Consider the following 20,723-nt stretch of genomic DNA (forward strand, 5'->3'; position numbering starts at 1 on the left):
GGGGGCGTGCCTCTGTGATCGATGGCGACACCGTCGAGATCGCGGGCCAGCGCATCCGCTTCAATGGGATCGACGCACCGGAGGGCCGACAGTACTGCGATGACGCGAAGGGCTTCGAATACCCCTGTGGGCGCCGCGCTGCCGCCGCGTTGGACACCTTCCTTGCCGCATCACGGCCCCTGCACTGTACCTTTGTCGACCGGGATCGTTACGGTCGGCTCGTTGGTGATTGTGAGCGTGCTGACGGTCGCGGCGTCCAGCAGTGGCTTGTAGAGCAAGGTCTGGCACTCGACTGGCCGAAATACAGCAGCGGCATCTATGCGAGCCAGCAGGCAGCAGCAAAGGCAGCCAAGCGCGGAATTTGGGCCGGGACGTTTCAGGAGCCTTGGGACTGGCGCGCAGAGCACCATGACCAAGGACTTTCAGGCAAACCCCTTGGCCTGGTATCGCCAAGTGCTCTTGCAGTCGGGAGTGCGCCGATCAATAGCAGGAGCAGCCACGCCAGGACAGACCAGAAGCCAGCCCAGCCGCCATCTAGTGAGACGGCTTGCACCGATCGCAGCTGAAGTTGAGGGTGGATCTCTGCCGCCGCCGAACACCATCAGCAGGTCTGCCGAGCGATGGTAGCGGACGTTACCACAACTGCATTCCGCCTTGAAGGACTGCCCCATTCGCGCCATTTGCGTCCTCCGTTTCGAACACGTCGACGGCCCGATCCGCCGCGATGATGAGAACAAATGATGAAAACCTTTTGCCTTCGACCGAAGTGAAACTATCCGCCGCTGGACTCCGCAAGGGCGGCCTTGGTGGTTTGTTGTTCCGATCTCTTACGGACCCGGATTTCGATGCGACGCCGAGCTTTCACGTCGCCTGACTGCGCCCCGTCCGTCAATTGGTCTCCGGGAAGGATCAGCTGGCCACCGGACATGGGCAGGATCGTCAGGCCCGTCAGATCGGCCATGGTTTCCAGTAGTTCAGCAACCGAAATGGCTCGCGCGAGCCCGAGACCAGCGTTGTCGGCGGGATGCAGGGAGCCGATGGGCTTCTTTCCATCCAGGACCAGCTTTAGTCCCTTGTCCATGTTGGATACGGATCCCGACATCGCCTGCTCGTCTGTGTGTCCGATCACTTCAATGATGTCGACGCCGTATTCTTTTGCCGTGTCGGCGATCTCGGAGGCCTTCTCCCGCAGCTTGATTATGAACGTGTCCGATAGTTCGGCGCTGCCGACTTTGAAATTGTAACCCTCAAGCTCGCTCAAGCTGATGATAGGCGGCCACCTATGCGGCGTGGCATTCCCTTCCTCGGCCTTGGCCAGTGCAGCGGAGAGTTCCGCCACAGGATCGGCCTTCCCGGCATATCCTTTGTCCCTTAGGACCGCCAGGGAGCTTGCCATGGCTTCGGCCTCTTTAGCAGTGATCCCTTGTTCGGCCAGCTTCTTGACGGCAGGAACAAGCTCCCTTGCCGTTTCCTCGTCGACCGCGTTTTCTTTCATGACCTTGGCGGCAAGTGCGTGCTCGATGGCTTCTTCGACCGTCAGGCCGGATTCCTCGATCGCTTGTACTGCCTGTTTTGCGCTGACCAGTTCCCGCCATTCCTGGTCGGGTATCCTGCGGCCTGTGGCCTGCTCCATTATGGTCGTAATCTCGGAGAGAAGCCGTTCGTTCTCGGCCAATGCATCTTCGGCCTTTGCTTCAGCGGCCTTTGCCTTCTCTTCGGATGTCGCCATAGCCTCTACGGCCGCTTCCGCTTCTTGTTGCTTCTTCGTGATGATCGCCCCCGCTGCCAGAAGGAGACAGAAGACCAACAGCAACATCGTCTCGGCCATTGTGAGACCAAGGATCAAGCCGCGGCCGTATCCCTTGCGTTCGTAATTTACAGAGGTGCCGCGCGCCGTGCTCACCGCTTCTGCCCCCACCACTTGGACCACGAAGCCTCTGCGGCAGCGGCGGGGGCTACGGCTGGCAACACAGTGTCAAGTGGCTGGGACGATGCTGCGGCGGCGGCAGGCTCGGGTGCGGGTTTCATGCCCTGTGTCCCGCCCGGAGGAGGCGGAGGCGTCGAAACTTCGCGGTAGGCGACTGGTTCCAACCTGTTAACGGGCGTCGCCCGAAATTCCGGTGCAGTCTGTTGCGGCCGCTCGGGGGCTTTCGGCTGGGAATTGGCCAGAAGCTTGCCGACCAGGTCCGTGGTGTCCTGGCTCTGCTTCTGCACCACCCGCACCAAGGCTTCCGTCAGTCGCTGCTGATTGGCCGCGGCTTCGGCAGTTCTTTCGGCTGCGGTCGCCGCCCTTGCGGAGTTCTCTGCCACCACCTGGACGGCCTTTGCATTGTCCTCGGCGATCCCCTGCACGGTCTTCGAGATGTCGGCCATGCGGGACTGCTGCTCGGCAGATGCCGTCTCTGTCTTCACGGCATACCGGGCGACGGCATCCCCCAACGCCTTCACCATAGGCGCGAGATCGTTCTTCAGGACCTCTTCGGGCACGACAACCCGTTCCAGCTTGGCGGCGACCACATCTGCCTGAATGCCCAGCCTGTCGACCGATGTCGACATCGCAGAATTTGCCTTGTCCAGCAGTTCTCCTGCGGTTTCGACCCGCTTGGCTATGTCTGAAAACTGGCCTTCGATCTGGGAGAAGTTCCCCAGCATGGCCCCGCCGAGTTTCACCGATGCGTCCTGCACGGGCTTGATGGCTTCCATGGCCATCTTGTCGAGGATTTTCCTGATGTGCTCCCCGTTCTTTTCTGCCTGGTTGGCGATCTCCTCGAAGCCTTCTTCGAGCATCTGGTGGCTCACCCGGCGGAAGTCGGCGAACTCCCTCGTCACGTTTTCCATCTCGGTGCGGACGCGCCTCGACATGTCAGCCAGTTCGTGGCGGGCGGCCCTTTCGATGTCCGCCGGATCGCGTCGCATCTGGTTGTAGAGAATCCTGAGCGCGATGCCTGCTATCGTGGAGGAGATCGCAATGCCAAAGTTCTTGACGACGGTGTCCGTCGACCCGTCGGAGCTAAACTGGTAGAGCGACACGCCAAGACTGGTGAGCGTGAACAGGAAGCCCATGTAATAGAGGTTGTCACCGGTCTGCTCGTCATGGAGGCGCAGCTTTCCCGCCAACTTGGACAGGCCGAGATATGCCAGCATTAGGATGATCGGAACAGCCATTGAGATGAACGGGCCCACCCCAAGGACCTGCTTTGCAATGACGATGTACAGGCATCCCCCAAGGGTGAATGCGGTGAAGACCGCGATCGGCAAGTAGGGATTTGAAAGCCAGTGCAGCTTTTTGCGAAATCTCATCGGTTCATCCCCGCCAGCCTGATCGCCTTCACGAAATAGCCGTCCTGGCGCTCGACCCATTGTTTCCAGAATTCGACGTGATCTGCGGCATCGAACTTCCTGTTCGGCCGCTCGATGTAGAAAAGGGCCACCTCGACACCTTCCAGATGCGTGCGGTAGTCCTTGGCCGCCTCGCTGTTTGTATATTTCCCGTAATCCGGACCGGACTTGTATTGGGAATAGAGCTCCGTGTGCTCAATCATGTCGGAGGCGACGTAGAGCCTGTTCGGGATTCCTGAACCTATTTCGCCGTCGAACACCGTCAGCTTCACCTTCTGGATCGCTGCCATGATCGGGGACTCATCGGCTTCCGTGCCGTTTGCGACCTTGTCGGTGATGTTTTCAAGAGGCTTGTCGAAGCTTTCCTCCCACTTCTTCTGTCTCAGTGCCGGGCTGTTGGTCCAGGAATCGACTGAGGAACCGTCGCCCGGATTGCAGCCGTCGAACATGAGCGGGATTTCGCCCGGGGTTCCCGTCAGGCTGACCACTCTCAGGTACCCGCCCTTCTCGACATTGCCGACGACCCCCCTGATCTGGTTCTTCAGGTCTTCGAGCGTAGTGGGCGAAATCTGGTCCGTAGCGTCGAAAAGGACGACCGTGGCGCTAGTCGGACCGGTCGCCGGGCAGTTGGTCTCCTTGACTAATACGTCGTCGCCGGACCTGAGCCACAGCCATCCGAAGCCGGCCGACATCCCGATCGACAGCACCGCCAGGCCGACCGCGGCCAATATCGTCCCAGCGTTGCCTTTCTTCTTTTTCCTGCTGTGTCGCCTAGCCATGGGTCTTGTCCGGGTGAAGCCTGTCGAGTTCCTCATATGCGGCGATGCTTTTCCCGCATTCCTCGCCGATCAGGCGGACCTGTTCGTTGAGCTGTTCCTGGGCTTTGCGGATCGAGTCCGAAAGCTCCTTGTCGCCCCATTCCCCATCGGACGTGATCTTGGGCTTTATCCTTGGAAGGACGTACCTCTGCGACGTGAAGTATTTCGGCACCGTTGCAGGGTCTTCCCTGGCCTCGACGTTAGCCTCGCGATATATCGAAATGAGCTTGTTGCAGGCGCGTTCGAGCTGTTCCTGGTGCTGTGCGAACAGGGCAAGCAGCTTGGCCCTGCTTTCGACGATGGCACGGTGCTCCCTCTGCCTGGCCCCCAGCCCCTTGATTATGTCTTTCACCGTTTCGTTGTGTTCGTCACGGACTTCCTGGAGTTTTTCAACGAGTTCAGCCTTGCTGTCCCTGTAGTTCTCTCTCGCCGCGTTTCTCCTCTTCTCGACGCCCGCGTAGCCGGGATACGGATCGAGAACGAACCATCCGTCGATGAAGGCGAATATTCCGAACAGCAGTCCGACGATGAACAGCAGCCATGAATTGACGTCTTCCAGCCCGGCAGTGTTCTCCCAGAGCCTGTCCATGACGATGGTCCCCGCCCCTTCTGCCAACGATTCCGAGACCTCCCTGTAGTGCGCCAGGCCCAGGTTGATCGTGACCGCCAGGGCTGCGTAACCTGCTATGAAGAGCGCCCCTATACTTTTGACGAACCAGGACCGGTGGGTGACGAGCCGCGCGCAGAATATTGAGACCAGCAAGGCGATGCCGATGTTGGCGAAGGAAAATGCTGCGGCCACGAGAATGCCGCCGAAGTATCCCTGCTCGTTCCCTGTCGCCAGGAAAATGGCGTTCATCCCCGTCTCGACCATGAACAGGAACACCAACAGCGACACCCTGAATATGTGAGCGCCGCCATGCGGCATCCGGGCGGCGCGGATCAGCTTGTGCTTGTCCTTGAACCAGGCATGCTCGGTTTCGGCGTCGTTGAGTGCCTTTCTCAGGCCGTGGAGATCGTCGACGCCGCCCGAGACCGCCGCCCTGAAATTCGAGACGCTGGACGAGTTCGCAATGTTGATCATGCCGAACTGGTCTTCGAAGTCTAGGCTGGCCAGCCTTCCCGCAAACGTCTGGAGATGGTCCTCAACTGTTTGATGCGCCTCTTTCTGCTCCTCGCCGATCCTTTCGAGGACGGCATCCTCGACGGCATCGTAGGGTTTTGCTGCTTTCGGCGGCTGGTTCTGCGACCCCAGCTTCTTGCCTTCCGCGACGAGATCTAAATCTTTCGCCAGCTTGTCGACGTTGAGGCTGACGAAAAGCTGGGTTGTTTCCTTGAAGGAATGGTTCGCCTCGAGGAGTTTGTCCCTGACCTTGTTGAGGCCTTCGAATCTTTTTGCCAAATGCTCACCCCGCGAGACTGATGTGTTGGGTCTGCTTAGTTGTCGCCACGCCAAACGGGAACGACGCTATCGGGGAGCAGGACGCCAGCCTGCGTCGATGGCCTCGTCCACGGTGCAGAACCACCGCTCGCCCTTGTTTTCCGAAACTCCGGTCCGTTCATAATGCTCTTGCCCGGGGACATGGAAGATGCGTTCGCCCTTGGCGCTGATGTTGCCTTTGATCGTGCATCCGCCGCTGTCCTGCGTAGACAGTCCTGCGAGTGGCACGGCATCGGCCGATGCGCGTTTTCTTGTCCGCCAGTCCCACGGATACTCGAATGAGCCGGACCACAGACCGGAATTCTGTTCGCGGGCCTTATGCTGCAGTTTGGCATAAGCTCCGCCGCTGTAGCGTTCCCAGTCGAGCGCAAGTCCGTTTAACACGAGCCATTCCTGCACGCTGATGCCGTCCGCCCGATGACAGTTGCCCACGAAGCGGCCGTAGCGGTCACGCTCGACGAACTCGCAAGTCGTCGGCGAAGATTTAATGAGGAAGCCCGCAAGCGCCTTCGCTGACATGGATCCGCAGCGGTATTTCTTGCCCTTGACGTCCAGGCATAGCTGAGAGGATTCGGGAGCGTCGACGCCGTTGAAGCGGATGCGTTCCCCGTGGATCTCGATCGTGTCTCCGTCGACGACGGATGCGTGGCCGGCAATCATTCCATCGTTTTGCGCCAAGGTGTCAGCGAATGCGTTGAGAGTGGACGCTGCTATCGCTAACAGCACAGCCAGAAAACAACGTACAATTCGATTGCGAGCCGAAAATGATTCGGCGAATTCCATCAAAGCCCCCCGCAGGACCTAACCACCGTTCATCTTAGACGAGCATCGATAGTCCTACAATCCAATTCCGCCGTTGGACTTCACTAGTACAGGTGCTGAAGTCACCGTGAGAGCATTGTGTTTCAAAAAACATTAGACGCAGCCGCCATTTGGTTTGAGTAGGTTTGCCGCAGGCCGCGCATATGAGGTTCAACCAAATCCTTGCCGCTGCCAACTCGGTTGCGACAGGGCAATGGACGGAATCTCCGCTACAAGGTTTCAGGGAAGGTCATCATATCGGCATGCATGGACTGCTCCAGCGCGATACGCCTGCGAGACAGCGTCTTTGCGCGATCATAGTTTGTCCCCTTGCGGATTCGACGCTTTTGAAGTTCAGTGCGCGCGGGGGGAAATCACTCATGCGCAAACGCTATATTTTCGCGGCTCTGGCTATTGCCGGATGTCAGTCCACTCCGGCTTATGTGGTCTTCAAGCCCGGTGTCGATCTCAACTCAACGCAGGCCGTGACAGACCAGTGCAAGATTGCCTCGTTCAGAGAAATTCCGCAGTCGCTGGCCACGCAGATTAACCCCGGCTACAACAACCCCGGCACGATCCAATGCAATACGTATGGCACTATGACGACCTGCAACCGGGTCGGGGCCATCAACATCCCCGCTTCATCGACTACCTATGACGTGAATGCCGAACTGCGAGACCGCTACATTATTCGCTGCCTTGAGGGCCAAGGATTCGGCGTCAAGCTTGCGAGGGCGTGCGCCACCAAATCCGAGGTGACGAAAGCTCTTGCGGATCGGTCGGCAGGCCAGTTCCCAACGTGCGCTGTCAGATAGCCCCCCGCCCAACTGGTGCCGGCCGTCCTCCCTCCTTTGGGATGTGTTGGGAAGAAGCCCTGTAGTGGTGGTTTCCGCACTAAGCCCAGATCGCGCAGCCACGCGCCAATGTCCATGGCCCTCTCCCGGGTTCGTGGCGACCGGAAACGCCAAGGTCTTCAATCTACCCCAAAATCGCGGAGAGAGCATGATGAAACGTCACGAGCTACCGGTTTGCCCAGACCGTGCTGCCAATCATCGAATCCATCCAGCAGTCGGGCATCACCAGCCTGCGTGGCCTGGCAATCGCTCTGAACAACCGCGGCGTTCGAACAGCGCGCAACGGCCAATGGCAGGTCTCTAATGTCCGCAACATCTTGGCGCGGCAATCTGCTGCCCAGCTTTAATAGGCGGGAGTAACTAGCAGTTGCCGTACTTTCGACAATCTCTATTGGGGATTAGCCAAGCTCACTGCCGCGTACCAACGGAAATCGGCATGACAAATGTGAACACCGTCTGGTCAACATCAGAGGTCACGGACAGTGTGCCGCGATGTGCCTGAGCGATCTGCGAAGCAATGTAGAGGTCCCAGCCCGAGACCTTGAGGGCTAGATCGGGGCCCCCCTCGCTAGAACGGCTGGAACAGGCGCTGCATTGTCTCGTGCGGAATGGGCTCTCCGGCATAGACACGGATATCCGGAGTTCGCCGTCTCGGGTGGTGGCTTCGACCTTAAAGGGCATGCCCGCGGCACAAAGTTACAGGTTCGAATCCTGTCGGGTGCGCACAATTTGTAATGTCCATTCCAAGGCGCCAGTACCGAAAGCGGCGACTTGCATCGCTATGATCGGTCCTGGCACATGGCGTAGCCCGCCGGACGCCCGCTCCCGGCGTGCTGCGGAACAAGCATAGAGGGAAGCAGGGCAGTCCATGACTCGGAGCGGAAGCCCGGACTGATAGACTCCCCTAGATGCCGGGCATAATATTTGCTGGCCGGCATTCTCTAGGACCAGCCGCGAAAATGACCGAAGAACGCATGCATCGGCGCCTTGCCGCCATTCTTGCTGCCGACGTCGTCGGCTATAGCCGACTCATGGAACGGGACGAGGCCGGCACGTTGGAGGCGCTCAAGAAACGTCGGACGTCAATTCTCGAGCCGCTTCTCACCACACACCACGGCCGCTTGGTCAAAGTGATGGGCGATGGCGTGTTGGTGGAGTTCGCCAGCGTAGTCAATGCAGTGCAGTGCGCGGTGGAACTGCAGGAGCGCATGGCGGAGGCGAACAGTGTCGTGTCGGAAGCGCGTCGGATCATCCTGCGCATTGGCATCAACCTCGGGGACGTGATGGTGGAGGGGCGCGACCTTTATGGCGACGGGGTCAACGTGGCGGCACGTCTAGAGGGCATCGCCGATCCGGGCCAGATTTGCGTCTCCGGCAGTGTCTATGAACAGGTCAAGCGCAAGATTGCTTTCGGTTTCGACGAACTTGGCCCGCGCGCGATCAAGAACATCGCCGAGCCAGTGCATGTCTATCGCGTGCAGTCGCGATCATCTGTTATGCATGAAAATGGCGGTACCGAGGAGGGAGCCTTACCGCTACCAGCCAAGCCTTCTATCGCGGTCCTGCCCTTTACCAACTTGAGCAATGATCCTGAACAGGAGTATTTCGTCGACGGACTGACCGAAGATCTGATTACCGACCTGTCGAGAAATGCGGGCCTGTTCGTCATCGCTAGCCATTCGACCTTTGCCTATAAGGGCAAGTCCATCGACGTCCGCCGGATCGCCCGCGACCTCGGGGTACGCTATCTCTTGGAGGGTAGCGCGCGGCGGGCCGCGGGGCGCGTCCGTATCAATGTCCAACTCGTCGACACGCTCGGTGGCGGTCACCTATGGGCGGAGCGCTTCGATAGGAGCCTGGAGGACATCTTCGCGATGCAAGATGAGTTCACGGGTAAGATCGTCGAGGCGTTGATCGGCCGGCTTACCGCGCCGCCGGCGCGCAACAGACCGACGAATCTGGAGGCCTACGATCTTTGCGTTCGTGGACGGTCCTTGATCGCGAAGTCGCCGGAGGCCGGCCGTGAGTCAAGCCTGCTGATGCAGCAGGCGATTGCGCTCGATCCAGCCTATGCCGAGGCGCACCGTTGGCTCGCCGAGAATCTTTGGGCGGCCTGGACGCATTGGGGCGAACCCATGGAGCCGAGTCGGTCCATGGCGGTAGCAGAGGCAGAAACGGCTGTGGCGCTTGACCCGAACGATGCCGGCTGCCGCTGGGTTTACGGCCATATGTTGGCGTATCAAGGGCAGTGGGCGGAAGCGGATACCGAGTTGGCGGCGGCTGTCGAGCTTGACCCTAGTCACGCCGATGCCTGGGCGGTGCTGGCGGACATTTCGGTCCTGAAGGGGCAGACGACCGAAGCTGTTGAACGCGCTCAGAGGGCGCTGCGCCTGAACCCGCATCCGCCGGCCTGGTACTACTGGCACTTGGGAGAGGCGCAGTATGCAGCGCGCCAATACGAGTCTGCGGTTTCTACCCTTCGCAAGGAGGCTACCTACCGGACCTTCTCCCGACGCATCCTGGCCGCGAGCTTGGCTCAACTCGGGCGGATCGACGAGGCACGGCACGAGGCCGCATTGTTTATGGCGGCCAATCGACTGTTCACGATCAGTTATTGGGCTTCGACGCAACCCTTCCTTGACGAAGGAATGCGTGAGCATTTCGTCGATGGTTATCGCAAGGCGGGGTTGCCGGAATGACCTTGACGAACTCGGAGTATCGTCCGCTGATGGCGCACCAAGCTGATGTAGAGCCTACGTCCGGTCAGGGATCGAGAGCCGACGCCTTGGGGGGAACGCAAGGGCGTAGATGGTAGCGGCCGCGCTTTCTTTGTGTTTGAAATTTCCTAGGAGCAACAATTACATAGGAGTTCTCAGTTTCATTCTGTCCGGCGCAGCATCGCCGCAGTTCGCTTGCCGACAACTATTCCTGCTGGAATTGACAGGGCCAATCTTCAGGCCTCGTCAAGCCAGAAGGCAACTCGGTCCGGGCGTCTCCGCAAGCCATGTTGAGCTGCCACTGGGACAGACCCGCCGAATTGGAAAGGTCGACGCCCTCGATACGGGTCAGAAAGAAAAAGGCGCGGTCAAAGTCTATCGGCGCGGTGAACGTCGCTCCTCGGAAGTCCGCCCGTGCGAGATTGGCAAACGAGAAGCGGCTGCCGCTGATATCGGCGTCATGGAACTGCGCACGCCCCAATTCTGCCTTTGTGAAATCAACATTGGTCAGATTGGCGTCCTGGAAATTCGAGCGCTGCATTTCCGCGCTCGCAAACACAGCGCCCTGCGCGTCCATACGGCTGAAGTCGGTCCTGTAGGCCTCGATTCTGTCGAACCGGGCGCCTTTGGCGGTCGAGTCGGCTAGGGAAGCACGCACAAGCGTTGCCTTCTCAAGATTTGCCGCAAGGAGATTGCTGTTCCTGAGGTCGGTCGAAGTGAAATCAACACCGAACAGGTTCGCCCCGCTCAGGTCCTGTCCTTCTAGGATGAGAAGCTTCTTGTCACACTCGTGCCAATTGACGCCAGGCGTCGGGGCTGCGTGGCAATTTTGAGCAGCAGTGGCGTTCTGCCAAGCAAACACAGCGCAAACCGCTAGAACCAAGCCGGATGGGCCGTAAGCTCTGGTTCGCCTCAAAGTCATTGTTGCTGGACCTCTGCTACTCGCCGACACTCAACCTTACCACATCTGCTGACACTCGAGCCACCGTGACCACCGCCGTCACAGTTAGCGCATTTCTCATATTCAAGCTCTTGACCCGAACCAGTCGATGCCGCTGCACGGTGACATCGTCGCCAGAGGGTGGTGAGCGGTCGCCCGTTCTGATTGCATGTGAAGAACACCTGCCGGCGGTCACGGCCGGCAGCCTTGCAATTTGAGCAGACAACGAGCCCGACCAAGTCCTCATGCATCGCCAAATGTACAACGAGGATTCGACAGTCTCCTCCGCTGGCGCTAGGCTGCCTTTTGGGGTTGTTCTTGGGCCATGTGTCGCATCTTTTCCGCTCGCGTCCTGTTGTGTGTTGCATCGGTGCTGCTGGGAGCCACGGCGGCCCATGCCGGCTTGCAGTTCCAGGCCGGACAGACGGATGCCGGGCTCCGCTACATCGTCGTGTCAGGTGATTTCGCCTATCAGGACGACCTGTCCGGCTTCGAGGCGCTGGCACGGTCCAATGCCTCAGTAGCGGTCACATTCCAGTCACCCGGTGGCAACATTCAGAAGGCAATGGAGCTTGGTCGCCTCATTCGCTGGCTCGGCCTCAATACCGCTCAGTTCAGGGCTCTCGAATGTTCTTCGGCCTGTTCTCTGGCGTTCCTTGGTGGCATCGCGCGCTACGCCGAGCCGGGCGCCATCGGCGTTCACAAGTCGTCGTTCAGTGGCGACATCCCGATAAGCACCTCAGATGCCGTTTCCGTTGTTCAGCAAGTCACCGCCGAGATCATCACCTATATGGTCGAGATGGGCGTTGACCCCGCTCTACTTCAGCTTTCCCTGCAATATGACAATGACGATGTGCGTTATCTTTCCAAGAGCGAGATGGCGAAATACAGAGTCGTCACTTTGGACACTGGAGCAAGCCAGGCACCATCCCCGCCGCCATCGCCCCAGCAATTGCCACCTGAACCGCCCGTTGCGTCTTTGCCGCCGGTTTCTGAATATTCGTCACTTGCGATTCCCCAGGCTCGCTCCGGCCGCATTCGGCACCCCAAGGGCGCGGCCCCCCTGAAGGCTCTTGCGGACGGAAAGTCGGCTACGCTCGTTAAACTCCGCAACGGCAGCCCGGTGGCCATCCTTGGTAATGTGGCCCGCTGGTATCGGGTGCAGGCTAACGGCCTGATTGGCTATATGCACGATACTTGGGTTTTCGTGGACCAGTTTGAAAGCGGGCCATTCGGGCAGCGTCACATACAGGTCAAAAGCTTTGACAATCTCGCTGACGCGTCGGCCTATATTCGCTCCGCCTCAATCCGGCTAACGGCCTATCTTGCGACAAATGGATGGTTCGCAGTCACCCTCGAAGACACTTTCGATCAGGAGACGGCTAAGAATCTCGCGGCGGAACTGAAATCACGGGGCACTATTCCTGACGACTCACACATGACTTTTGGCAACACCTATGTCCGTAAAGTCTGCTGCCATTGAGGGGCGGCTGGCGCGATACCAATCAACAGCCAGATTGGAGTTGTCCACGACGTCTGGCTGGGAGCCGTATCACCCTGTTTCTGGCTTCCGCGCTTAGCTTTATATCGAGCCAGTCGAGCGCTGAATTTCTTACCCTCACCTATACCGAACAGGCCATCAAATGGAATTCCACGCTTGACTTGATCGCTCAAACGCAGGGGCTTTCGGGATCGGATGTGTTTTTTGCCAAACAGATAGCTGCAGAGTGGCAATACCTCGGGCCGTGTCGCGGAAGCGCCAATGATCTCAGAACAGCGGGAGAAGGTGCCATATCTTTCGTTATGAACGCGGATCCAACCATCCCTGCTTATGCAGCAGTCTTGGAAATGATTGGGTCTCTTGGGCGCGAGAATCTGGGTCGACAACCACCGCCCGAATTGTGCCGATTTGCCCGGGAAACTGCGAACTCCCACTAGGTGACCGCTGAATGACCCGCCGATTAATTGCGGAAGAGCTCGAAGGCGCTGCCGATCGCATCGCCGATATGTCGCGCGCGGATCTACAGATCATTCTGCGGCGGGCTGCATTAATGCTCAGAAACGTCTCAGGCGTGCCGCTGGAGCCGACCACCACGGACGCGCTCGATTCCATCGCGGCTGAAATGAAAATTGGCCGGTCGGAACTCATCCAGATCGTGCTGCGCGAGTGGCTGGAGACGAACGCTTACCTGCCAGTCCGAACGATCGACGAGGAAAGCGAAACAGACGGCAGCGCCTGAGGCTGGGGAGCGACCGGTATGTAGAAGACCCGCCGCTATATTTGCGAAGCGACGGGCCCCCCATGAGTGCCGTGCATTGGGGTGCCCGGTATTGCTGACCATCCAATTGCGGTGCCAAACGTATTGACCCATTGCGGGGCAGCTAATGGCTTCTACACAGCGGAATTGCCGCCCACGTACTTCATTTGCATGTTTCTGTTACATTAGAACTAGCTCATATATATCCAGCCATGCGAGCTCCCCTAAGGCTCGCTGGTCAGGCCCGGCGGTCTCCCCCCAACCGTAAGCCGCTGGATGCTGGCGTTCTTGGGGAGAGCGAAATGTCGGGTAGTGGGTCAGTTTGAAATTTAGCCCGTGCGATTTGGCCAGAACACCCAAACCAGCAAAGCTGCTATCGCCACCCAGATAGCTACTATCGCGATCAAGCCGGCACGGCTAGTTGGTCTGCCTTCCCGGCGGGTCGCCTCCTGCCGGAATTCATCCATCAGCGGTGCGGGAATGAGCTTGACCACAAGCAGGATGCCGAGTGGTAGGATTATCAACTCGTCTAGGTAGCCAAGTATGGGAATGAAATCGGGTATCAGGTCGATTGGGCTGAGCGCATAGGCGGCGACGCCGCCAGCGGCAACCTTTGCATACCAGGGCACGCGGGGATCACGGGCGGCGAGCCACAGAGCAACAACGTCGCGTTTGATGGAGCGTGCCCACTGTTTCAGCTTTTCGATCATTCGGTCAGGCTGTTATCCGTCTTTTATATGGGCCGCGAGCGGTCGCTTCTCGGCTTCCTTCGCCTCGACATGTTGAAGCTGCGACGTAGGATGCGAGGGCCAATGCGGTCGCGCGCTGCACTTCATGTACTACAATTTCGTTCGCATTCATGCTTCTCTGCGCATGACCCCGGCTATGGCCGCTGGCGTCACTGACAAGCTTTGGGAAGTTGCCGACATCGTCGCGCGTAATTCAGACTGACCCACTACCCCTATTCAAAGCGCCTGAGAAGTGCTCTATTCAGGCGTCACCTGGGGAGGGGCATTCATGAAAATATTCACACTCATCTGTGTTGTTGCGCTCGCGATTCTAGCGGGAGCGGTGTCGTCTTATGCACATGGCGGAGGCTGTCGGAAAAGTTCTCCGCCTGGTCAGTGCTGCCACATGGACAACAGCGCCGGTAGCGTCCATTGCCATTGAGAGAGAGAGGGCGTGGGCAAAGTCCAGCGTTATCGAGGCGCCAATCAGGCTGACCGGTGGCGAAAGCGCGCCGGCAGAAGAATGCCGTCACGACGACTGCCGCGACCGCTCTTGGGGCTCCTCTTTCTCGGCGTGGGCATGCTTGCCGCCACGGTCGCTCAATTCGTAGTACAGAGCACCGCAAGCCTTCAGGGCACGGTAACAAACTGGACAGAACCATTGCCTGGCCCAATGCAAGGCCGGGCGTCGGTGATCGATGGCGACACGGTCGAGATTGCTGGCCAGCGCATTCGCTTCAATGGCATCGATGCGCCAGAGAGCCGGCAGTACTGCAACGACGCGAAGGGCTTCGATTATCCATGCGGGCGCCGCGCTGCCCAAGCCTTGGACCAGTTCCTGGCAGCTTCACGACCACTGCATTGCAGTTTTGTCGATCGTGATCGATACGAGCGTCTTGTCGGGAACTGCAATCGCGCCGACGGCCGAAGCGTTCAGAAATGGCTCGTTGAACAAGGCCTCGCTCTAGATTGGCCTCGCTATTCGAACGGGGCATTTGCCGCCGAGCAAGTCTCAGCCAAGGCGGCGCGGCGCGGCGTCTGGCAAGGCAGGTTCGATCCCCCGTGGGACTGGCGGGCTGCGGACGCCGAAAAGGTCGAGACGGTCAGCGAGCAATCGACCGGCTTCGGTCTTCTCGGCTCCGGTTGCAACGTCAAAGGCAACATCAGCGTGAACTCGGGTGAGCATATCTACCATGTGCCCGGCCAAAAATATTACACCCAAACGGTCGTCAATCCAGCAAAGGGCGAGCGCTGGTTCTGCAGCGAGGCCGAGGCGCGCGCGGCCGGCTGGCGTAAGGCAAGGCGGTAAAGGGTCGACGGGCAAGGGTCACGTCTGCGCACTGTATTGGTTCACGGCGCAAGGATGGCGTCTGGATCAAGCCCGAGAGCTTGAAGCAGGGAAACGGCGTCTGGATCATCGCAATAGACCTCAGGTCGATCGGGAGCAAACCAGCGGGCGAAATAGACCGGGTTTTGCGTCAAGGCGGCGTAGGCGGAAGCCATCTTGCCAGCTTCGATGATACGAGCCTGCACAAGCGATTTCAGAACTGTCTTACGAGGCGGCGGCGTTGGCTCTGGGCCGGTGAATTTCTCACCATCGAATGAAAAGCCGGCGAAACATCGTCGGGAACCTCTGTCCATCCCGGCTCTGGGCGACCTTCGAAATAGGGCAGATCGTACGAAATCGAATCGACCACGCCATCCATGATCCGGGCGTATTTCATGTCGTCCTCCAGAATTTCACCCGGGCGTAGACTTCTGTTCCTTGCGAAAGAGCCAGGCCAAGACCGTTCGCGGGGGCGGCATTGGCGTAATACTGGATCGCAAAGGCCTTGCCTGCCACCACTGGAGCGCCGCCCGTAGATATCCCGCCTGAGTTCGGGCTGCCATTGCCATGGGCTACAACACCCATTCCGGCGGTTGTGGCATCGGTCATGTTTTGCAGACGTGAGCCGAAAATGGGGACGGTATACGAGGTAATCTCCCATTCGATCCAGCCATCGACGGTCGGAGTGAACTGGTCGGAGGAGATTGATACTAGGCCTGACGGGTCGCGAACTTCGGTGTTGAGAGCATGCGTCGTCCACGTCGTAGCGACCGGCGTTCCGCCCCTGGCTAAGCGAACGCTGGACACTCTGCGCGGGTGGATGAAATGACCCTTCATTCGATCAGGCCGCAAGCTAAAGGACGCAGGCACAACGCCAGAATGAAGGCCGCGGCGAGCAGCATGGCGACTAGTCCCCAGTTAATCCGATAGATCATCGATCGTCTGCCGACATATCCGCGCCATTGCCTGGACAACCGCCAAGGCTGCCATTGTGCGTTTCGCCCTGCCTCCGTTGCGATAGTTGCCGTTCCGCTTGCCTTCAGGTGCTCCACCGCCCGCACCGTGCATGCGACAGACTGCGCTGCCCCTCACCGCTGGCGATCGACACTGGCAACCCGTCCGCTTCGACCGAGCATGACACCGAGGCGCTAGGTTCATGAGGTTGACGTTATTTTTTTCCGTCACCCTGCCCCCCATGCGAGACGTTGCCGACAATAGCTTGGCCGCCTTCGTTCACCGTGACGTGCTTCACGGTGACGTGCTGCTGGCCGCCCGTGCGGTATTTCTTTAGGGCTTCGACCTGGGCCGCGAATGTCCTGGTGAGCTTGTTGAAAGCACGTTCGGCGCTGTCTTGCTGCGGGATAGTTTCGCAGTGAGCAAGGCGGCGGGCGAACGTCATTGTCGCCATGTGCACCGCAGCCATCTGCGATGCCAGCATAGCTTCGATCTGATCCTGCGGTTCAATGCCTTTCACAATCGAGGCAACGAAGGCCGTGCCCTTATCGTCTGGCGTTTTGCCGTGGCTGCCGACATTCACCAGCTGGCGCAGGAAGCCATTGATGAAATCCTCGTCCGATGATCCGAAGGCTTTCTGGGCTGCCATATGATCGATCGTGACGCTGCTGCCGTCGATCTTTAAGAGGCGCGACGGCTTCGCTTGGTGCGCATTATCGGGCTTGGGAAGGACTTCTGTTTTTCCCGTCATGGATACGGCCGCCAATACTTTACGGATGCGATTAGCGGCGATTCCTCTCGCGTATCTGCCTGCACTTTTCGCGCTCCAAGTGAGAGCATCCTGGGCCGATCGGTTACCCTGTCGTTACCCCATTTTGCAAATCACCCGCGAAAATATAGACGAACTCCTTGGAATGCAAGGCCTTCATGCAGGTTGAGCATCGGTTTGGATAACCGAAGGCTCGATTTCAGCAGAAAGTTCAGCGCTCGAAAGTTGCAGGGAGCGCGCGGCCGATCAGAACAGAAAAAGGTCGAGCGCCTACGGAGCGCGCGGCGGTCGAGCGCCTACGGGTCTCGTCAGGCTTGCTGCCTGTAGCTCTGACGAATGATTTCCGTTTGGACCGCCGACCAGAAGGTGGTGAGCTGCTTGTCTTGCTCTCCCTGCGGTATCCCGATACGGGAGAGATGGCACAGGAGGGCTGCTGTCACTTGGTCCCTGTAGCTTTCGGCATGGCGGTCGGTTGACTTGGCCAGCATCTTGGTCGCCACGTCACGGATCTTGCCCACCCGCAGGATCAGGGGGAAGGCAATGACCTGGCAGGGCTCAGTGTGTGTCATGGTCGCGTCCTCCACCCCGAGATATAAGAGATAGTTCCCATTCTAGCACTGGACGGCATGCAGGAATGGGAACCGAGCGAGCCGTTTTGGTGGCAGAAAAGGGAACCGGTGACCGGCAGGAAAGGGAACTGGGAAGCTGTTTTCGCTTTGAACATTTAGGCGGCCTCGCGGATTGTCTTCTTGGTCGCCTTTGCCGCGGCTTTGTCATCGGCGCGGAAGGCCTCAACCAATCGCTTTGCCTTTTCCTTCGTGATGGTCTTCCATTCGTCTGTCGGGGTGGTCTTGCCCTTGGCCGGCAGATAGGTGAGCCGGTAGGCGTTGGGCGGCCGGATCACGCCGTCGCCCTCTGTGTAAGTGACCTCGATGAATCCGAGATCCACCGCAAGCTGCTGCGTGCGCTTGATAGACTTTCGCGAAATCCCGAAGTCAACGAACTGGGTATAGGACACGAACAGCTCGCCGTTGTTGTACCCACCGTGGCGAAGATGCTCTATCTCCAGACGCTCCAGCATTGCCCGCAACGGCCCTACGCGTGCCTCTGACCATGCGGGGCTCACATACATTTCCAGCCTGTGGCCAACCCAGCTTTTCAGCCACGAACGGGGTTTTCCCATCAGTTCTACCTCGCAAGATTGAGGTGGAATTCGGCCAGTGCCCGGCAGGCCTCAGCAGGGCTTAGCCCGAAGCGGCGGCGAAGCTCCGGCACTGCCGGTCCTGGCCGTTGAGCCCTCGGCGTTTCACGCAGCCATGCGACGGCAGCATCCAGTGCGGCGCCACAGGTGCTATGGTCAGTAGTTTCGGGACGGCTTGTCATGCTGCCCCCTTGGAAGCCTGCCGGGCCTCCCATGCCTCGATGTCGGAGACGCGCCAATACCGATACCGGCTGATATAGACGGGCTGCGGGAAGTCCAGGTCGCGCAGCCAGCGCCAGATGGTCATGTCCGAAACATTGTAGCGTCCCCTGACCTGGCGGGCCTGGAGGAAGCCGCCCGACTGCGTAGTGGATTGTGATTGCGAACCGGTCAGATTCTCGTTGCCTGCCGGCGGCACATTGTGGTTAAGCTGCATTGCGGGATTAATCTCCTGCGTAGGGGAGAGGTCTCGAAAACGAGACAGCTCGATTGAAGAAACAGCCGGGCGGGGTTTCCTAGGCCAGTGCCTGGCTGTTTCCGTTTTCCGCGCTCACGAACGCGTTAGAACAAATATACGATGCTCTGAGTCAGGCCGCTGCCTTTTCCCACAAGGATTTTGTTCTCTTTTAGTTCGAACGCGATATGACTTGAGACGGCTCGTCTATTTCTGTCAACATCGCCTCTCACGAAAATCGTGAACAGTACCCGCAATTCACGCCCTAGCGAGCGGAATCACGTTGTCCGCTGGCTTACGGGTGACCAGTTCCTTGACGTACTTGCCCCACGCATCGAGCGCTGCCCGCTTCTCGTCGGCGTAGTCATGTACCTGGTAGATGCCGGCGATGCCCCGGAACGAGCCGGACTTATGATTGAGCACCTTTTCGGTAACTTCCATCTTCACCCCGATGCGCTGCATGCCGGCGGCAACTGTGCGGCGGATGTCGTGCAGGGTCCAATCGGGAATTTTGGTCTCGCCAGCGTACTCAGCCATGAGCTTATCAATGCGCTGTTTCATCCGGGAAAAGCCGCTTATGGGGTTTTCCCCGTCGGTGGTGAACACGTAGCCTTCCTTGCTCTTGATCCTGGGGACCGCCCGTAGGATTGCCATGGCCTGCTCTGACAGCGGCACAACATGGGGCTCGCCGTTCTTAGACCGCGCAGCCGGTATCACCCATTCGGCGGCGTCCAGATCGACCTCGCTCCACGTCATTTCTGCGACTTCGGTTCGGCGCTGCCCAGTAACCATCAGAAGTTTGAGGAACGGGCCGAAAGGCCCCCTGCCCCCTTCCCCGTCGTAAGCCTCGGCCGCCTTCCACAGCCAGCGCAATTCGTCGTCACTGCTGCCCGGGACTTCCTTGCGCCGGATCAGCACACGATTGCGGCTTTCGTTTTCCTCCGATGGCTGCTGAAGGTCCGTCATCGGCGATGCCGTTAGGATGTCCTTGCCGACCGTCCAGTTGAAGAATTTGCGCAGCTCGGCAAACGTCCTGTTGGCGCCGATCGGCGCGGTTTTCGCCAATGTCTCCAGATGCTCCCGGATGTCGCGGCGGGTGATGTCCTGAATGCGCTTTGCACCCCATAGGCCCGCGGCGCGCTCGGGATTCACCTTCCATTCGTCGTCCTGCTTGCGCATGCCGAGCAGCCGTGCCTTTTCGGGATAATTCCGGCGCTTGGCGGCATACTCCTTCAAGTAGCGCTCAACCACGGCCTTGAAGCTGTCGCGGTCCTCGTCCTTGGTCTCCCGCTTAGCAGACTGCTTTTCGGCGCCGGGATCTTCACCGCGGCGGACGCGCTCCAGCACGTGCGCGGCCTCTCTGCGCATGGTGGTCAATTCGTTACCGGCCGCGTCGGCGTCGTCGCCGAAAAGAGAATTGCCGAGCGTGAGCTTTTTCGGGAGGCCAGAAGCCCGATAGCGTACCGCCCAGGATTTCCGACCTGTGGGCTGGATGACGAAGTAGAGACCAGTCAAAACCCCATCGGCAATTTCTCGCCGCTTGGACGGGTCTGCCTTGAACTTCAGAAGAGATGCAGCCGTGAGTGCCTTTGCCATGATTTGCCCCTGGGTAACGGTGGGGTAACGATTGCGAGTGTTTTGTGGCGTTACCCGATGTTACTAACATATGATAACATTTCCCGCAAAGCAAGGCGCTACAAGGCTTCGAGCCATCATAGATGTTCGGTTTTGTTAGGCTGAGTTAGGCAGGATCAGCGGTTTTGTAAACCGAAGGTCGGCGGTTCGATTCCGTCCGGGGGCACCAGCACGCTTCTTATGAGAACCTCCCGGATTGGTCGATGTCTGCTCATCCCCGATTTCCACAGGCCGGGGCCATAGCACATCAGTCCCAACACATATATCGCTGGCAGAAACCAACGTATTCCTTCGTGGACACATAGGAGATTCCGCTGGAGCAGAAACGCACGATCGCCCCCTTTATTGGTGGTATGTATGGGGGTCTTGCTGCCCTTGCGTTCGCCTTCATTTTCCGCTTTCTGATAGTTCCCGATCCCGATCCGACCTCGCAAGCAACGATAATGCTTTCAGGGCTGGCCTTTTCGATCTGTTTCAGCCTGACCTT

23 protein-coding genes are annotated in these 20,723 nt (G+C 58.9%); 8 read left to right on the top strand and 15 right to left on the bottom strand.

The features are described 5' to 3' along the window. Nucleotides 1–566: thermonuclease family protein (locus EN807_RS28220; RefSeq protein WP_135937565.1), on the top strand; the 566-nt coding region annotated here is incomplete at its 5' end. Between the two features lie 206 nt (nt 567–772). On the opposite strand, the gene EN807_RS28225 is transcribed toward EN807_RS28220, so the two are convergent. Genes EN807_RS28225 through EN807_RS28240 form a run of 4 tightly spaced genes read right to left on the bottom strand, consistent with a single transcriptional unit; the run spans nt 773 to nt 5,241 of the window. Then, nucleotides 773–1,903: an OmpA family protein gene (locus EN807_RS28225; RefSeq protein WP_145972455.1), complete on the bottom strand. Its 1,131-nt coding sequence runs from the start codon at nt 1,901–1,903 to the stop codon at nt 773–775. Next, a complete protein-coding gene (locus EN807_RS28230) occupies nt 1,900–3,300 on the bottom strand; it encodes a hypothetical protein (RefSeq protein WP_135937567.1) in 1,401 nt (466 codons plus the stop codon). Before EN807_RS28230 ends, EN807_RS28225 begins: the two co-directional genes overlap by 4 nt. Beyond that, nucleotides 3,297–4,118, bottom strand: a complete 822-nt coding sequence (locus EN807_RS28235) for a hypothetical protein (protein ID WP_135937568.1) — start codon at nt 4,116–4,118, stop codon at nt 3,297–3,299. Before EN807_RS28235 ends, EN807_RS28230 begins: the two co-directional genes overlap by 4 nt. Continuing rightward, the gene (locus EN807_RS28240) at nt 4,111–5,241 is read right to left on the bottom strand and encodes a hypothetical protein (RefSeq protein WP_246684392.1); all 1,131 of its coding nucleotides are present in this window, start codon (nt 5,239–5,241) and stop codon (nt 4,111–4,113) included. Before EN807_RS28240 ends, EN807_RS28235 begins: the two co-directional genes overlap by 8 nt. Nucleotides 5,242–5,313: 72 nt before the next feature. Here EN807_RS28240 and EN807_RS37495 point away from each other — a divergent pair, with 72 nt between their 5' ends. Next, complete coding sequence (locus EN807_RS37495) at nt 5,314–5,439, top strand: hypothetical protein (protein ID WP_281405223.1); 126 nt, start codon at nt 5,314–5,316, stop codon at nt 5,437–5,439. A gap of 186 nt (nt 5,440–5,625) precedes the next feature. On the opposite strand, the gene EN807_RS28245 is transcribed toward EN807_RS37495, so the two are convergent. After that, a complete protein-coding gene (locus tag EN807_RS28245) occupies nt 5,626–6,381 on the bottom strand; it encodes a thermonuclease family protein (RefSeq protein ID WP_246684394.1) in 756 nt (251 codons plus the stop codon). A gap of 398 nt (nt 6,382–6,779) precedes the next feature. Between EN807_RS28245 and EN807_RS28250 the strand changes: the two genes are divergently transcribed. The 3 genes from EN807_RS28250 (at nt 6,780) to EN807_RS28260 (ending at nt 9,952) form a co-directional block, all read left to right on the top strand. Next, nucleotides 6,780–7,214: a hypothetical protein gene (locus tag EN807_RS28250; protein ID WP_135937570.1), complete on the top strand. Its 435-nt coding sequence runs from the start codon at nt 6,780–6,782 to the stop codon at nt 7,212–7,214. A gap of 224 nt (nt 7,215–7,438) precedes the next feature. Further along, nucleotides 7,439–7,600, top strand: coding sequence for a recombinase family protein (locus tag EN807_RS28255; RefSeq protein ID WP_246684396.1), 162 nt, complete (start codon nt 7,439–7,441; stop codon nt 7,598–7,600). 612 nt (nt 7,601–8,212) lie between these two features. After that, nucleotides 8,213–9,952 carry an adenylate/guanylate cyclase domain-containing protein gene (locus tag EN807_RS28260; RefSeq protein WP_135937571.1) on the top strand — a complete coding sequence of 580 codons (1,740 nt, stop codon included), beginning with the start codon at nt 8,213–8,215 and terminating at the stop codon, nt 9,950–9,952. Nucleotides 9,953–10,175: 223 nt separating this feature from the next. Here EN807_RS28260 and EN807_RS28265 read toward each other — a convergent pair whose 3' ends face one another. Beyond that, nucleotides 10,176–10,892, bottom strand: a complete 717-nt coding sequence (locus EN807_RS28265; protein ID WP_095520594.1) for a pentapeptide repeat-containing protein — start codon at nt 10,890–10,892, stop codon at nt 10,176–10,178. A 343-nt stretch (nt 10,893–11,235) separates the two neighbouring features. Between EN807_RS28265 and EN807_RS28270 the strand changes: the two genes are divergently transcribed. Beyond that, entirely contained in the window at nt 11,236–12,393 is a 1,158-nt protein-coding gene (locus EN807_RS28270) for a hypothetical protein (protein ID WP_135937572.1), read from the top strand. A 466-nt stretch (nt 12,394–12,859) separates the two neighbouring features. Further along, the gene (locus EN807_RS28275) at nt 12,860–13,150 is read left to right on the top strand and encodes a hypothetical protein (protein WP_135937573.1); all 291 of its coding nucleotides are present in this window, start codon (nt 12,860–12,862) and stop codon (nt 13,148–13,150) included. A 347-nt stretch (nt 13,151–13,497) separates the two neighbouring features. Here the strand turns inward: EN807_RS28275 and EN807_RS28280 are convergent, their stop codons facing one another. Next, nucleotides 13,498–13,878, bottom strand: a complete 381-nt coding sequence (locus tag EN807_RS28280; protein ID WP_135937574.1) for a DUF1232 domain-containing protein — start codon at nt 13,876–13,878, stop codon at nt 13,498–13,500. 598 nt (nt 13,879–14,476) lie between these two features. Between EN807_RS28280 and EN807_RS28290 the strand changes: the two genes are divergently transcribed. Further along, nucleotides 14,477–15,205, top strand: coding sequence for a thermonuclease family protein (locus tag EN807_RS28290; RefSeq protein ID WP_246684398.1), 729 nt, complete (start codon nt 14,477–14,479; stop codon nt 15,203–15,205). Nucleotides 15,206–15,246: 41 nt separating this feature from the next. Here EN807_RS28290 and EN807_RS35760 read toward each other — a convergent pair whose 3' ends face one another. The 8 genes from EN807_RS35760 to EN807_RS28335 form a co-directional block, all read right to left on the bottom strand. Then, nucleotides 15,247–15,429 (bottom strand): hypothetical protein, encoded by a 183-nt coding sequence (locus EN807_RS35760; RefSeq protein ID WP_135937576.1) that lies wholly within the window; start codon nt 15,427–15,429, stop codon nt 15,247–15,249. 8 nt (nt 15,430–15,437) lie between these two features. Further along, entirely contained in the window at nt 15,438–15,620 is a 183-nt protein-coding gene (locus EN807_RS28300; RefSeq protein WP_135937577.1) for a hypothetical protein, read from the bottom strand. Continuing rightward, nucleotides 15,617–16,060 carry a hypothetical protein gene (locus EN807_RS28305; protein WP_135937578.1) on the bottom strand — a complete coding sequence of 148 codons (444 nt, stop codon included), beginning with the start codon at nt 16,058–16,060 and terminating at the stop codon, nt 15,617–15,619. The genes EN807_RS28300 and EN807_RS28305 overlap by 4 nt, the downstream gene beginning before the upstream one ends. 331 nt (nt 16,061–16,391) lie before the next feature. Further along, nucleotides 16,392–16,928 (bottom strand): hypothetical protein, encoded by a 537-nt coding sequence (locus tag EN807_RS28310; protein WP_135937579.1) that lies wholly within the window; start codon nt 16,926–16,928, stop codon nt 16,392–16,394. Between the two features lie 326 nt (nt 16,929–17,254). Continuing rightward, nucleotides 17,255–17,515 carry a DUF6074 family protein gene (locus tag EN807_RS28315; protein ID WP_135937580.1) on the bottom strand — a complete coding sequence of 87 codons (261 nt, stop codon included), beginning with the start codon at nt 17,513–17,515 and terminating at the stop codon, nt 17,255–17,257. Between the two features lie 155 nt (nt 17,516–17,670). Further along, complete coding sequence (locus tag EN807_RS28320; protein WP_246684399.1) at nt 17,671–18,027, bottom strand: hypothetical protein; 357 nt, start codon at nt 18,025–18,027, stop codon at nt 17,671–17,673. Nucleotides 18,028–18,325: 298 nt separating this feature from the next. Continuing rightward, nucleotides 18,326–18,583 carry an AlpA family phage regulatory protein gene (locus tag EN807_RS28330; RefSeq protein WP_246684400.1) on the bottom strand — a complete coding sequence of 86 codons (258 nt, stop codon included), beginning with the start codon at nt 18,581–18,583 and terminating at the stop codon, nt 18,326–18,328. A 276-nt stretch (nt 18,584–18,859) separates the two neighbouring features. Continuing rightward, on the bottom strand, nt 18,860–20,197 hold the full coding sequence (locus EN807_RS28335; protein WP_135937582.1) for a site-specific integrase: 1,338 nt from the start codon (nt 20,195–20,197) through the stop codon (nt 18,860–18,862). Between the last annotated feature and the right edge of the window lie 526 nt (nt 20,198–20,723).

Source organism: Mesorhizobium sp. M5C.F.Ca.ET.164.01.1.1, from assembly GCF_004792125.1.
Lineage (GTDB): Bacteria > Pseudomonadota > Alphaproteobacteria > Rhizobiales > Rhizobiaceae > Mesorhizobium > Mesorhizobium wenxiniae.